Genomic DNA, 14,278 nt, shown 5'->3' with positions numbered 1-14,278 from the left:
CTCCTAAGCGAGACATACTTCGTCTTGCGATGTAACTTGTACTTGCTGATGAGGGGTGCTTAACCCAGATAATACATCGTTTATTAGCGCTCTTAGCTCGCCACTCAATAATGTTAATGCCGCATCTCGTTGTTGGTATTCTTCTTCTAATTGCCGTATTTCTTCAAATTCATCAATGAGATAATCCAAACTCTTTAAGCGCTTGAAAATCAACTCATGAGTTAAGGTAAATTGAATTCGCTCATTCCAAATCAAAGAAATCTCAGCGGCCGCCAAGCCTTGGGACAGTAGAGTCAGAATTTCTTCTGCGGGTAATTCATAGCCTTTGCAATTTACACGCTTTTTTTCATCATCTAAAGAAAAAAGCAGGCAATCGGATGCGAGTTGAAAGGAAGCGGGGAGTGAGGAAGGATCACTAATCCATTGAGCAAAGCGCATAGCCAGATTCTCCTGACAAGCCAGTGGTTCAATATGAATACCGGGAACTGATTTTCGCAGCAAAGACGTAAGCTGGGAAGCTTGATTATTACTTGCCGCATTGACTATTAGCCGATTACTGACGGTATCCAGTAAAGCGAATAATTGCTTTTGCACACAAAATGATTTGGGTAATAATTCAAATTCTAAATCTTCAGCGAGTTGTAGGCGTTCAGCGCGCTTAACGGTTCGTTGCTGCTGCGCTTCCAGAGCTTGTATGCGCTCTGCGAGCAAGCGCTTGATTACACCTCGTGGCAGAATTCTTTCCTCTTTTCCCAGGCAGATAAGAGAACAGCCTGCTACTTCCTGAACAAGTTCATCGGCATAAGCGGGTAGCCAGCCATAAATAAAGCGGGCATGTGGTGGACAAGGTTTTAATATCTCCTCGGCTAAGGCTGTTGTTAACTCTACCGATTCTTTAAACTCGTATTGATAAATAAGTGTATTACTAAACCACATGCTAGTTCCTCATTTTAAAAAAGAGGATGCTAGCATGTTTCTGAGAGCTCTGCGATTCTTAATGCGCAGGTCAAGAACAGGCAATGGGCAATTTAATGGTAAAAAATAAATTAATTATTTTAATCGGCAATTTTAAATTAAATTCAAAAGCTAATCATTTTTATTCTAATGAATAACACCGGTGCTCTTGCCACTTGGTTTGAAAGAGTACAGAAAATGTCCTATCTCTTAAGTAAAGGATTAACCTTAATCTTACTTCCGTCCTCGGATTAATCAAGGAAAGATAAAATGAAAGCTATATGTTGGCATGGAAAAAAGGATGTACGAGTAGACAACGTTCCTGACCCTGAAATTATTAATAAACAAGATGCAATTATTCGGGTTACGGCTTCTGCAATCTGTGGTTCTGATCTTCATCTTTATAATGGATTAATGCCTACCATGGAGTCGGGAGATGTTTTGGGTCATGAATTCATGGGAGAAGTTGTTGAGGTGGGATCGGCCAATAAAAAGTTAAAAGTTGGTGACAAGGTCGTTGTACCATTTACTATTTCATGCGGTAAATGCAAATTCTGTAAGAAAAAATTATACGCATGTTGCGAATTGTCCAATCCAAATGCAGAAATGGCAAGGCAGCAAATGGGACAAACACCTGCTGGAATGTTTGGTTATTCTCACATGTTAGGCGGTTTTTCAGGAGGACAGGCAGAATATGTCAGAGTACCGTTTTCAGATATCGGACCAATAAAGGTTCCTGCCGAGATTCCTGATGAGAAAGTTTTGTTTTTGTCTGATATTTTTCCAACGGGTTATATGGCTGCCGAAAATTGCAATATAGAAGCTGGAGACACCGTTGCTATTTGGGGATGTGGACCAGTGGGGCAATTTGCGATACAAAGTGCCTGGATGTTAGGAGCAGGACGGGTTATAGCAATTGATTGCGTGCCGGAACGCTTAAAGCTTGCTGAGAAATTAGGTAAGGCTGAGACCATAAACTTTCAGGATGAAAATGTTTTTGATGCCTTAATGGTGATGACAAAAGGTTTGGGACCTGAATGTTGTATTGATGCTGTGGGTTGTGAAGCTCATGTGGGACCAACCTTTGACTCTATCGTTGATCGTGTCAAACAAGTTACTTATCTGGCTACTGATCGTGCCCATGTTTTAAGGGAAGCAATTCAATGTTGTGGAAAAGCAGGAACTATCTCTATTCCGGGTGTCTATCTGGATAAACTGGATAATATTCCCTTTGGTGCAGCTATGAATAAAGGATTGACGTTCAGAATGGGACAAACTCATGTACAGCGCTATTTGCCCAAGCTTTTGAAAAAAATAATAGAGGGAGAGATAGATCCCTCAAAAATCATCACACACCGTATCAAGCTTAAAGCGACACCTGAAGCGTACCAAACATTTTTAGAAAAAGAAAAGGGCTGCATCAAAGTGGTAATGACACCTTAGGAGAATTTAAGATGGACATTTATGAGTATTTAAAAATGGATCATGCCAAGGTTTCACATTTATTTGAATTATTTGAAAAATCTGACATCCTGGAGCGCCAACAACAGATAGTTTCTCTGATTAGTAAAGAGTTACTCGTACATGCTCATTCTGAACAAGAGACTTTTTATAACTATTTGGCTCAGCATTCAGCAACAAAAGAATTAGCTGAGCATGGGAAAAAAGAGCATATCGAAATTGAAGAACAAATTGGCTCTTTGAATGAAAAATCAGGTAAAAATTGGCAGCAAGCAGTATCAAAATTAAAAGAAATTGTTGATCATCATGTCCGCGAAGAAGAAGGAAAAATATTCGAGAAAGCCAAGGAAGTAATTTCAGAGAAAGAAGCCCTTATTATTAAAGAAAAGATGCATTATTTAAAAGGAGAATTTTTAAATTGGCTTGGCAATCAAGTTCAGAAATCTGCACAAAAAGAGAAAAAAAAGCCTAAGTCATTAAAAAAATATCACAAAATCTCTCAAAAAGAGACTGTAACATCTCATCCAAAACTGCATTGAAAGCGTTGATGGTAATGTCCTATGGGTAGAAATATGCCTAGTTTTTCAATATAAATCCGGGATGACCTAAAGCTGGCATCCTATTTACTGTATCTTATATTCTTTTACTCTCTCATTATTAATGCTCTAATATCCTAAACGGCTCCGTTCCAGGAATATTTTGTTGTAGATTATTCCAATAATGTATATGGTAATTTTTAACGTTATTTCCTTTTAAAACTCCCATGCCACCGCAAAACGCTTTTGAATCTTCATACTGTTCATCAAGAGATAGTTCATTATTTTCTGCATATGAGCGACGTAGATGGATGCCGTGCTGCATATTTCGAATAGTATTGTAGTTGACTGTATGGTTTTCGCCTGCAGCCCAAATGCCATAGGTGTGAGTACGATAAATAGTGTTTCCAATATAATTATCTTTAATTATGCAGTTTTTTGTGTCATGGCCTAGTAAAATACCAACACCTTCGCCAACCATGTCAGGTTCTGATGAAAATTGCCTGTAAATTTCATAGAAATTATTACTTTTAATGAGCGCATTTTGCCCTTCGCTCATGTTAATGCCAATACTGTAGGCTTCTCCTTTATCGCCATTAATCAATACGAAGTCGTTGTTGCAAATTGAGGTGTTTTTTCCGCCAATATTTATTCCGGTATAAAGACAACTCTCAAATTGTATATTTTTTACTAAGAGATTATCTGTAAATGGCGCATGAATACCTATGCGACACCTTGATATTTTCCCGTTTGTTATGCTGATATTTTTATAGGTTGAGCTGATGAGGAAACCGAAATCACAGCTTTTTTCTACGCAGAAAATAGAATATCCGTCTAAGTTTATCTCTACATCATCGCAATCGATAATTAATGGTTTATCAATCACTCTTGGATGGCGTAGAGTATATAGCCCTGGCTTCTCTATTTTGCCATTCATAGGGATTGGCTGAGAGCGTCGAAAGAGGTTCTGAAATATCATCCTATATTTCCTTTATAGTCTTGGTAGACCGGATTGCCTAAAGGTTTTTCTTGAGCATGTCAGCTGAAATCCTCTGTTTTTGAAAATCATCAATAGCGTTGACACTGAAAGTAATTTACCAATAAGCATTAAATGCAGCAACATAAGAAACAAATTGTGTTGTTTCACGCCCTGTTACAGTAAACCAGGGACCTGCGATAATGCCTATATTTGGTGAGAAATTGTATTCAATGGCAGGTGCCAGAGTCACTTCTTCAATATTACCATGGCCTATAGAAGCGGGAATGCCTTGAGAATTATTGCCAATAAACCCTCGAAATTGAGTTGCTGCTCGGGATGCATAATAGCCTTCCATAACGGCAACCCAATTTTGGGTCAGCGTAAATTCTGCAGCCAGATCAGCAGTAAACAAATCTCCGGGATCAATATTTCCCCGGGTTAAAGGAGTGCCACCAAAACTACTTGCTCCTTGTATGTCAACGGTATTTGCATAAAGGTAATTTAAGCTTAAGCGGGTACGCAAGTAATGAGTTTCCCCAACGGGTAACAGGTGCTGAAAATTAAGTGCAACACCGGTTTGATAACTTCCTAAACCGGTGGCATCTGCACCATTATTTAAAGGATTCAATGCCTCGAATTTCCCCGTAGGAAATATTTCCTGCACCGTCACCCGTAAATCAGGTCGCCATCTTGATTCCTTCTGCTCAAGCAATTGATAGCCTAGAGTAACGGAAGTATCACCTAATCCCTGGGCTTGAGCGCCCCTATGTTTATTGTAAACGTAAGGTACACCGTATTGGATATCAAGTTTGTCTGTTAAGCCATGACTGAATATGGGGCTACCAACAAGACTTTCACTATGAGGGGTATGAACCAATTTCCAATGTCTTGTATAAATGCCTTCGTTGTCTGTATAGAAACCATAGATTTCAAGATTTGAATGTCCACGCGGAATAGTATGTCCTGCCGGGGCTAGTAAAGGGCCCGTAAACCAGGGGCCTGCCCAGGTAATATTTGCAGAAAAGTAACAAAAACCTAATAGTCCTGTAGTAGATACTCGCATAAAATTTTTAAACATTCTGAAATCACCTTGCAGCTTCGAAGGACAGTAGTGTAGATTAGCCGACTTTTAGCATTTGGGAAATAGGTTTATGACGAGCGCGATTTATTTACATAAAACTAAGCAAAACACAATTAAAAGAGGGCATCCCTGGATTTTTCCAAAGGCTATTGTGAAAATGAAGGGCCGACCCACTACCGGGCAATTGGTTGATATTTTTAATGAAGCGGGTGAATTACTTGGGGTAGGAGTTTACAATGAACATTCTTTATATCGAGTTCGCGTTTTAGCCTTCAACTGGGAAAAAATCAATACTTCTTCATTAAATGCAATTATTGCGCATCGATTAACTCAAGCACTAGCTATTCGCAAGCAATTAAATCTTCCCAATGAGAATACTAACGCATTTCGTTTATTTAATAGTGAGGCAGATGGTTTATCAGGATTGACGATTGATAGGTTTAATCAAATTACGGTAGTAGCCAGTTCAGCTTATTGGGTTGAGGCAAATAAAGCGATAATTTCTAAATGCATTCGGGAGCAATTATCAGGTGAGCTGGTGTGGCTGGCTCAACCCAAACCACTCGCTCAAGATGGCTGGAAGTTGACAGATGAAGAAACCATATCAATCAATACCCAGGTTTTAGAAGAGGGTATTGTATATCACATTGATTTTTCACAAACTCAAAAAACCGGTTTATTTCTAGATCAGCGTGAAAATCATGGACGCATTGCAGCTTTATCGAAAGGAAAAAAAGTGCTGGATCTTTACTGTTATACCGGCGGTTTTGCCCTGCATGCAGCTAAGGCAGGAGCTGTGAAAGTTACCGCTGTTGACAGCTCAGCACCAGCAATTCTTAAGGCAAAACAAAATGCTGCTCTTAATCACGTGAAAGGCATTGATTTTATTGAGGCAGACGCCAGAGATTATCTTGCAAGTGCTGGCGAATATGATCTAATTATTCTTGATCCCCCTAAATTAGTCCCTTCCCAACAACATTTGCAGCGCGCCAAAAATTATTATCGGTTCTTGCATCGGGAAATTTTTAAAGCAATGCACGCTGGTAGCTTATTGATGACTTGCAACTGTTCTTCCGCGCTATCTACTGAGGAATTTACTGCCTTGGTGACCAGTCAAGCAGCAGCAGTTGGCAAGAGTGCCCGTGTGCTGGGTATTTTTGGGCCGGCGAATTGCCATCCCACACTGCCGGCTTTTCCTGAAGGCAATTATTTGACGGCGGTCTTACTGGCGATGGTGTAATTAAAAAGGTCTTACTAAGATTCAAATAAAAATTTCTATTCTATCCTCGCATCTGGTGCGGTAGAGCGCTTATGCAAGCATGCCAATATATCGTAGAAACTCAATTTACAGGCTTGAAGTAGAACTAGTAGATGAAAAAATAAATCAGAAGCTTCATTAATTAACTCGCCTTTATCCTGCTGGATAGCTGCTATTACTGTTTCAACAGCTTCTTCCCCCACTTTTTGAGCACAACGACTAATACCAGTGGTAAGTAGTTGTGTGGTGTAACTCGTTGTATTGTTAGTGTTCGCTCGTTGTGTTATGAGCTCAATTAAACGATGTAAAAAGCTGAATTTAGATTCAAAAGCAGGTTGAAAACAGGAGGTATAGCCTAAGTGGCAGACAGGGCCTGCTGGTTGAACCTGAATTAAAAGACTGTCTCCATCGCAATCTGTAGTGATAGATTCTACCTTCATGGTATTACCAGAGGTTTCACCTTTACGCCATAATCGCTGTTTACTGCGACTAAAAAAGGTAAGTTCTTTCGTTTCCATTGTGATTGATAAGGCTCCTTCATTCATATAGCCAAGCATAAGTACATTGCCTGTACTATTGTCCTGGATAATTGCAGGGATAAGACCATTCATTTTTTTCCAATTTAAATTAGATTTCATCGTCGTACCTCTATGCCATTTTCTGCAAGCGTAAATTTAACCTCATTGATGCTTAAAATCTGATTATGAAAAACACTGGCTGCCAAAGCACCATCAACTTTTGTCTGTTGAAATACCTCGACAAAATCACTTGATCTGCCCGCACCGCCTGAAGCGATGAGCGGCACAGTAGTTATTGAACGGATAAGTTGCAATTGCTCAAGATCATAACCATTTCGTACACCATCTGCCTGCATGCAATTAAGAACAATTTCGCCAGCGCCTCTATCTTGTACTTCTTGCACCCAGTCTCGCGTTTTTCGTCGGGAATTTCTGCTTTTAGATTCATCGCCAGTATATTGATACACGTAAAAATCATCGTTGATCCACTGACTATCAATACCGATGACCACACATTGACTCCCGAAAATACGACTCAGCTGGTTAATTAAGCCAGGTGTTTCAAGGGCAGGACTGTTCAGTGATAGCTTATCGGCACCGGCATGTAAAATTGCTTTTGCTATGTCCAAATTGCGAATTCCGCCGGCAACAGTAAAGGGGATATTAATTTTTGCAGCTATCTGATTTATCCATTGTTGAGAAACACATCGCCCATCACTACTGGCTGTAATGTCATAAAAAATCAGCTCGTCAGCGCCTTGCTGAGAGTAACTTTCTGCAAGTGTGAGAATATCTCCCACTACCCGATGATTTTTAAATTGAACCCCTTTAACAACTTGAGCATGACGAACATCAAGACAAGGAATAATACGTTTAGCTAACATAAACATTTCTCCCTAAATAATTCGCCAAATTAAAGTCAGTGTCATACAGCATACGTCCTAAAATGGCCGCAGATACGCCCAATGCTTCCAAATCCTTTAAATCGTTCGCATGGCGAATACCTCCCGAGGCTTGCCATGAAATAGTGGGAAATCGTTTAACGGCTTCTTCATATAGTTTAAAATTTGGCCCTGTCATCATCCCATCCTGTGCAATGTCAGTACATAATATCTCTCGCACACCCAATAATTGATAATTACTGACAATTTGCCATAGATTGTTTGTTGTTGTCGTTTGCCAGCCATGAATCGCAGGCCTTGGTATGTCATTCTGAATCTTCACATCCAAAGCCAACACAATATTTTCAGCCGTGACTAATTTAATAAGTTGTGAGGTTAAAACAGGATTTGTAATTGCAATACTGCCAATAACCAGTTTGTCAATGCCATTGTTGAGACAAGCTTGAGCACAAGCCAAGCTGCGAATACCACCACCTAATTGAAGAGAAAGTCCAGGCCATTTTAATTGTTTAATTAAAGAGAGCTGCATCATTTTTCCATGTTGAGCACCATCAAGATCAACAACGTGTATGCGAGAAGCCCCTTGTTTTGCATAATCTTTGGCAAGCATGGCTGGTTTATTATTGTAGATTGAAAGTTGGTCGAATTTCCCTTGGCGTAAACGCACACACTGACCTTGTTGTAAATCAATTGCTGGAATGATTAGCATACACTCTCCAACTGCAAGAAGTTATTTAGTAGTTTTAAACCCACGGTTGCTGATTTTTCAGGATGAAACTGCATTCCGAAGACATTTTGATGTTGCACAATCGCTGTAAATTCCTGGCTATATTGACATCGAGCAATTGCATTCTCTGCCTCAAACAGGGCATAACTGTGAACAAAATAGACATAATCGTTGGCAGTTAACCCTTGGGCTAGTGGGGAGTCTTTTTGCCAGATTAGCTGATTCCAACCCATATGCGGGACAGGGTAATTTTCACGAGAAGTAAGTCTTTTTACATGACCAGGAATACGTTTTAAACAAACAATGTGGTCTTCTTCACTATATTCCATGAGTAATTGCATACCCAGGCAAATTCCTAATAAGGGTTGAGATAGTTCCGATAAAGTATCTATTAATTGATAACGTTGTAGTGCGGCCATTGCAAAGGCAGCAGTTCCCACTCCCGGCAAAATAACATGAGAGGCTTCTTTTATTTGCGTCCTATCGTGAGTAAGTATATATTGATAACCCAATTGCATAATGGCATTGGTCAATGAAGTCAGATTATTTCCAGCGATATCAATTACAGCAATCATAAAATTCCTTTGGTAGAAGGTAGGTCTTTATCACATTGGACATAGGCCTGACGTAAAGCCCGTCCTAATGCTTTAAAACAGGCTTCAATCATGTGATGGTGATTTTTTCCTGTAACGGTTACGTGAATGGTTGCTCCAAGACTGCTCGCCAGTGAATGAAAAAAATGTGAGACCATTTCTGTAGCCATATCACCTACAAATTCACGTGTGAATTGCGCTTCAAACCGACAATAACTTCGCCCACCAAGGTCAAGAGCGACCATGGCTAATGATTCATCCATTGGCAAGGTGAAACCGTAGCGGGCAATGCCCCATTTATCACCCAAGGCTTTTTTTAAAGCTTCCCCTAAAGCTAGCGCTGTGTCCTCAATAAGATGATGATCATCAATCTCTATGTCACCTTTGGCATTTATCTCTAAACCAAAACCGCCATGTTTGGCCACTTGTTCCAGCATATGATTAAAAAAACCAAGCGGTGTTTTTATCGCTGTACAGGCACTGTTGTCGAGAGTGAGTTTTACTTCAATGGCTGTTTCTCTTGTAATACGATTGACGTAGGCTGAACGTTCGCGCAACAAGATGGCCGGTGTTATTTTGTCCCAGCCGTGATTGCTGGCTACAGGAAGAAAAGCTATTCCAATATTCTCTGCAAGTTGTCTATCTGTTTCTCTGTCGCCTATCACCCAGCTATTGTCCCTATCAACAGATGTATTTCGTAGAAAGTCGAGCAATAAACCTGCTTTAGGTTTACGACAGCTACAATTCGAAGCTTCTGTATGTGGACAAATAAAAATCTCGCTAAAATGAATTCCCTGAGAGATAAACAAATTAAGGATAAAATCATGACAACGTTGAAAAGTATCCTGTGGAAAACGATCTGTACCCAGACCATCTTGGTTACTAATCATGATTAACTTAAATCCTGCTTTACTTAACATAAGTAAGTTAGGTATAACATCTTTACATAGTTTAATTTTTTCCAGACGGTCAACCTGAAAATCGTCAGGCTCTTCAACCAGAGTACCATCTCTATCAATTAATAAAACTTTTTGCATGACTATGTCCTGTCGGGGTTAAAAATTTTTAAAGTGTGCATTAACTGCGTATTTTGTTGCTCATCGCCTACAGTAATACGCATCATGTCTTCTAAAGGACTGTTTGCAAAATGACGGACAGCAATCTCATGTTGTGAAAACCAAGCACTTAAAGCATGTGCATGGGGGCTTGCCACTAAAATAAAATTGGTATGGCTGGGGTAAATGGTCTCTATCCACGGTGATTGCTTAAGTTGCACAACGAGATTTTTACGCATTGTAACGATACGTTGAATATTGCTACGGAACCATTCTTTATTGGCTAAAGCTTCTTTTGCTAAGGCTATCACTGTGCTAGAAAGCGTATAGGGCGGCATGGCATTCCGTATGGCTTGAATAACTTGTGGTTGGGCGATAACGCCACCGAGGCGCAACCCTGCTAACCCGCAGGCTTTAGATAGGGTGCGCAGAATTATCAAGTTATCGAAAGAAGTAAGTAAACTTGCGGCTGTCTTCGTCTCAGAAAAATCAATATAAGCTTCATCAACAACAATGACAGCTTTATTGGTAAAGTAATCACATAATTCCGCTATCTTGGTTATCGCAAGGAGACTGCCAGTAGGATTGTTGGGCTGGCATAACATAATTAATTTGCAGTTTGGTTGCCAGGTAGTTCGCAGTTTTTCAACTGACAATTCGAAGTTTTTGTCAATATCCAGAGGACAATTTAGGATCTGGGCTTGTTGCAGACGAGCATAAAAAGCATACATGGGAAAAGTTGGTGGACACTGTAAAATACTGTCTAATCCTGTACGTAAAAATAACCGCATGATTAAATCAATACCATCGTCACTGCCTCGAGTTAATACCAATTGTTCTGGTTTGACTTCAAAATAGTCAGCCATGAGTCGTTGGACTTCTTGTTGCTCCGATGCTTTGGGGTAGTGATTGAGAGACACATTTTTAAATTCTATAGGTGACCAGGGGAGTTCGTTGGCATGCAAGCGTACTTCCAACTCGTCACCTGTTGGCACATAAGGTTGAATATTCAGTAAATCAGGACGTATTAAATCTAATACAGACATGGCAATTCTCCATTTAATAAATTATTCCAACGCATTCAGACGAAGCTTTACCGCATTTGCATGCGCATCCAGTCCTTCGATTAATGCCAAAGTTTGTGCTGCATGACTTAAGTGGACTAGACCTTGAGAGGTGACATGCTGCACACTTAACGTCTTTAAAAAATCCATCGTACCAAGACTACTGTGGTTCCTGGCATAACCATTGGTAGGAAGCACATGGTTGCTGCCTGTAGCGTAATCACCTAGTGTTTCTGCTGCCCACTGACCTAGAAAAACAGTTCCTGCCGATTGAATATTGGGTACCCAGGATAATGCATCGCTCCGGTTAATAATCAGATGTTCGGGTGCATAGGCATTAATAATATTGCACTGTTCCAGAGCATTGGAACAAATTAAAATTCGACTGTGTTGCAGGGCCTGCTTAATAATTGTTTTTCTGGATAAATTGACGAGTTGCTGAGCTACTGCTTCTTTGACTTTATTGGCAAATTGCTCGCTTTCACAAAGTAAAATTACTTGTGAATCCACGCCATGCTCTGCCTGCGCCAGTAAATCGGCAGCTACAAATGCAGGACTAGCTTGTTCATCTGTTGCGATCATGACTTCTGATGGGCCAGCAGGCATATCAATTGCGGCGCCTAAAGGATCTCTTGCAATCTGACTTTTGGCTTCAGTTACAAAACTATTGCCTGGTCCAAATAATTTATCCACTTTGGGTATTGAGTCTGTCCCATAGGCCATTGCTGCAATAGCTTGAGCACCGCCTACCTGATAAATTGTTTCAATGCCACATAATTTGGCAGCAACCAGGAGGTGAGGATCAAGTTGCCCTTCTGGATTGGGAGGGGTACACAAAATCTTAACAGGACAGCCAGCAACTTTGGCTGGAATTGCCTGCATAAGGAGCGAGGAGATTAGCGGTGTCTTGTTACCGCCCGGCACATATAGGCCTACTCGATTAATAGGTCTGTAAATGCGTTCTATTGTTACGCCCTCTATTGTAGAAAATATGCTGGGCTGTGGTAATAGAGTCTGGTGATAAGACGTAATAGTCTTTATAGCAGTTGTAAGGGCATCCATAGCAGAGGCACTGATTTCAGCACGATTGATAGACGCTGAGGGAATTTGTAATCCGGTTAAGTCAACGCCATCAAACTCACGTGTAAATGCATATAGCGCTGCATCACCTTGCAACTTGACTGCGGAAATAATGGTTTCAACCTGCTTTTGAAAATATTTGCTTTGTTGTGGTCTGGCTAATAATAATTGTCTTTCCTCAGTCGAATAATTTTTCCAGAAATAATAAGTTAACATAGGTATTACTCCAGCATTTTTTCGATAGGCAAGACTAAAATCGAACTTGCGCCCAGGGCTTGAATGGTTTCAAGGGTATTCCAAAATACACCTTCACTTGAAACGACATGGACTGCGACCTTATCCGGATTAGCCGACAAAGGAAGAATGGTGGGGGACTCTGCACCTGGAAGTCGTTCACAAATTCGCTCCAAAGCGTATTTAGGCGCATGAAAGAGGATATATTTTCGTTCAATCGCTTGTTGTACGGCCTGAATACGACGTTTTAGAGTAATAAAAAGATCGTGCAAGGGTGATTCAAGAGGCATGGTAGTGCGTATAAAAGTGGCTTGACTTGTTAATACGGTCTCCACATCAATTAATTGATTATCTTCCAGTGTTTGACCACTTGATACCAGATCACAAATGGCATCTGCCATTCCCATTCTGGGAGCGACTTCAACAGAGCCTGACAGAATGAGACTTTCGGCGCGAATTTTTTGCTTTTCCAAATATTGTTCTAGAAGATAGGGATAGCTAGTGGCTATGCGTTTGCCTTCGAGACTGCCGGGGCCCTGGTAGTCAAAGGTATCGGGAACAGCAATTGCTAAGCGGCAACGACAACTGCCAAGCGGTAATACAACCTCATAAGCTCCATTTGAAGCCAGTGCTGCTTCAAATAAAACATTCTCCCCTACCATCCCGCCATCGCATAATTGATCAAAGATTAGGGTGGGAATATCATCATCACGCACAAACAATAAATCAATCGGAAAATTTTCAACATGGGTTAATAAGGCATTTTCCTTGATTCGAAATTTTAAGCCACAACGCTTTAATAAACTAAGGGATTCTTCGGCCAGACGGCCTTTTTTTTGTAACGCTAAACGTAAACGCTTTTTCACGACTGCTCCACACGATCTGCAATAAGTTGATACCCACCACTGCCGAATGTAAGACAGCGAGCCACACGAGTAATGGTTGTTACACTGACGCCAGTCTGTTCATGAATAGTTCGGTAAGGAATATTTTTGCGTAGTAAAGGGACTACCTCCCACCGATCAGCCATGGCTTCAATTTCAGCTGGGGTACAGAGATCAGTAAAGAAGGCAAGTGCTTCTTGCTGATTCTTAATTGAACTAATCGCTTGCATAAGTTGATGGATTGAATGTTGTTTGTGGGAATGTGATTTCATAGTTATGTATTAGTGTAATAAAACATTATCACATTGTAATGCTCACTGAATAGAGATGTCAATAAATAATTTGACAGCACCAGACATTTAGGTTGAGATGGTATTTTTCTTTTGGAGAGAGGGATGTTATTGGAGAGGGAACAATCTTGCGTATTGCTTATTGATGTCCAGGAAAAATTAGCTCCCCACGTCAGAGAATCCGAAAAACTGCTAGCGCGTTGCGCCTGGATAATACGGTTAGCCACAGAGTTAAAGGTACCATTGCTGGTGAGCGAACAATATCCAAAAGGTTTGGGGAGCACGATTGAACCTTTAAAATCACTGGTTTCACATGCCCAATGCAGTGAAAAAGTTCATTTTTCTTGCTGTCGTGACCCATCATTTGTACAAAATCTTGAAGTTCTTAAGAAAAAACAACTCGTTTTGATAGGCATTGAAACGCATGTTTGTGTGTTACAAACAGCAATGGAATTGCATAAAGCAGGTTATGAGATTTTTGTGGTAGTGGATGCTGTCAGCAGTAGAGCAGAAATAGATCATAAATATGGACTGAAACGGATGAAGCAGGCTGGTATTCAACTTATAACTGCAGAAATGGTATTTTTTGAATGGGTAGGACAAGCTGGAACAGAAGCGTTTAAAGTATTGAGTAAAACTTACTTAAGGTAGATGAATTAAAG

At 40.4% G+C, this 14,278-nt stretch carries 16 protein-coding genes; 4 read left to right on the top strand and 12 right to left on the bottom strand.

The window, feature by feature from the left end:
* Positions 1-3: 3 nt before the first annotated feature.
* Positions 4-936, bottom strand: a complete 933-nt coding sequence (locus tag clem_RS07795) for a recombination-associated protein RdgC (RefSeq protein ID WP_094091121.1) — start codon at positions 934-936, stop codon at positions 4-6.
* Positions 937-1,224: 288 nt separating this feature from the next.
* On the opposite strand from clem_RS07795, the gene clem_RS07790 reads away from it, so the two are divergent.
* Both clem_RS07790 and clem_RS07785 read left to right on the top strand, forming a co-directional pair.
* On the top strand, positions 1,225-2,397 hold the full coding sequence (locus clem_RS07790) for a zinc-dependent alcohol dehydrogenase (protein ID WP_094091120.1): 1,173 nt from the start codon (positions 1,225-1,227) through the stop codon (positions 2,395-2,397).
* Between the two features lie 11 nt (positions 2,398-2,408).
* A complete protein-coding gene (locus tag clem_RS07785; RefSeq protein ID WP_094091119.1) occupies positions 2,409-2,954 on the top strand; it encodes a hemerythrin domain-containing protein in 546 nt (181 codons plus the stop codon).
* 118 nt (positions 2,955-3,072) lie between these two features.
* On the opposite strand, the gene clem_RS07780 is transcribed toward clem_RS07785, so the two are convergent.
* Positions 3,073-3,888 carry a right-handed parallel beta-helix repeat-containing protein gene (locus clem_RS07780; RefSeq protein ID WP_232505431.1) on the bottom strand — a complete coding sequence of 272 codons (816 nt, stop codon included), beginning with the start codon at positions 3,886-3,888 and terminating at the stop codon, positions 3,073-3,075.
* Positions 3,889-4,045: 157 nt separating this feature from the next.
* The gene (locus clem_RS07775) at positions 4,046-5,008 is read right to left on the bottom strand and encodes a hypothetical protein (protein WP_232505430.1); all 963 of its coding nucleotides are present in this window, start codon (positions 5,006-5,008) and stop codon (positions 4,046-4,048) included.
* A 73-nt stretch (positions 5,009-5,081) separates the two neighbouring features.
* On the opposite strand from clem_RS07775, the gene clem_RS07770 reads away from it, so the two are divergent.
* Positions 5,082-6,251 carry a class I SAM-dependent rRNA methyltransferase gene (locus clem_RS07770; protein ID WP_094091117.1) on the top strand — a complete coding sequence of 390 codons (1,170 nt, stop codon included), beginning with the start codon at positions 5,082-5,084 and terminating at the stop codon, positions 6,249-6,251.
* A 35-nt stretch (positions 6,252-6,286) separates the two neighbouring features.
* Here the strand turns inward: clem_RS07770 and hisIE are convergent, their stop codons facing one another.
* Genes hisIE through clem_RS07725 form a run of 9 tightly spaced genes read right to left on the bottom strand, consistent with a single transcriptional unit; the run spans position 6,287 to position 13,598 of the window.
* Entirely contained in the window at positions 6,287-6,907 is a 621-nt protein-coding gene (hisIE, locus tag clem_RS07765) for a bifunctional phosphoribosyl-AMP cyclohydrolase/phosphoribosyl-ATP diphosphatase HisIE (protein ID WP_094091116.1), read from the bottom strand.
* Positions 6,904-7,671, bottom strand: coding sequence for an imidazole glycerol phosphate synthase subunit HisF (gene hisF / locus clem_RS07760; protein WP_094091115.1), 768 nt, complete (start codon positions 7,669-7,671; stop codon positions 6,904-6,906). Before hisF ends, hisIE begins: the two co-directional genes overlap by 4 nt.
* Complete coding sequence (locus clem_RS07755; protein ID WP_094091114.1) at positions 7,661-8,398, bottom strand: 1-(5-phosphoribosyl)-5-[(5-phosphoribosylamino)methylideneamino]imidazole-4-carboxamide isomerase; 738 nt, start codon at positions 8,396-8,398, stop codon at positions 7,661-7,663. Before clem_RS07755 ends, hisF begins: the two co-directional genes overlap by 11 nt.
* On the bottom strand, positions 8,392-8,991 hold the full coding sequence (gene hisH, locus clem_RS07750) for an imidazole glycerol phosphate synthase subunit HisH (RefSeq protein WP_094091113.1): 600 nt from the start codon (positions 8,989-8,991) through the stop codon (positions 8,392-8,394). The genes clem_RS07755 and hisH overlap by 7 nt, the downstream gene beginning before the upstream one ends.
* Positions 8,988-10,046 (bottom strand): bifunctional histidinol-phosphatase/imidazoleglycerol-phosphate dehydratase HisB, encoded by a 1,059-nt coding sequence (gene hisB, locus clem_RS07745; RefSeq protein ID WP_094091112.1) that lies wholly within the window; start codon positions 10,044-10,046, stop codon positions 8,988-8,990. The genes hisH and hisB overlap by 4 nt, the downstream gene beginning before the upstream one ends.
* 2 nt (positions 10,047-10,048) lie before the next feature.
* Complete coding sequence (gene hisC / locus clem_RS07740; RefSeq protein ID WP_094091111.1) at positions 10,049-11,110, bottom strand: histidinol-phosphate transaminase; 1,062 nt, start codon at positions 11,108-11,110, stop codon at positions 10,049-10,051.
* A gap of 21 nt (positions 11,111-11,131) precedes the next feature.
* Positions 11,132-12,424: a histidinol dehydrogenase gene (hisD, locus tag clem_RS07735; protein ID WP_094091110.1), complete on the bottom strand. Its 1,293-nt coding sequence runs from the start codon at positions 12,422-12,424 to the stop codon at positions 11,132-11,134.
* Positions 12,425-12,429: 5 nt separating this feature from the next.
* A complete protein-coding gene (gene hisG, locus clem_RS07730; protein ID WP_094091109.1) occupies positions 12,430-13,308 on the bottom strand; it encodes an ATP phosphoribosyltransferase in 879 nt (292 codons plus the stop codon).
* Complete coding sequence (locus tag clem_RS07725) at positions 13,305-13,598, bottom strand: YerC/YecD family TrpR-related protein (protein WP_094091108.1); 294 nt, start codon at positions 13,596-13,598, stop codon at positions 13,305-13,307. Before clem_RS07725 ends, hisG begins: the two co-directional genes overlap by 4 nt.
* Positions 13,599-13,721: 123 nt before the next feature.
* On the opposite strand from clem_RS07725, the gene clem_RS07720 reads away from it, so the two are divergent.
* The gene (locus clem_RS07720) at positions 13,722-14,267 is read left to right on the top strand and encodes a hydrolase (RefSeq protein WP_094091107.1); all 546 of its coding nucleotides are present in this window, start codon (positions 13,722-13,724) and stop codon (positions 14,265-14,267) included.
* Positions 14,268-14,278 lie beyond the last annotated feature (11 nt).

It is taken from the genome of Legionella clemsonensis (assembly GCF_002240035.1).
Lineage (GTDB): Bacteria > Pseudomonadota > Gammaproteobacteria > Legionellales > Legionellaceae > Tatlockia > Tatlockia clemsonensis.
Note: the sequence above shows the minus strand (reverse complement) of the source record. Positions and strands in the feature narration are given on the sequence as shown.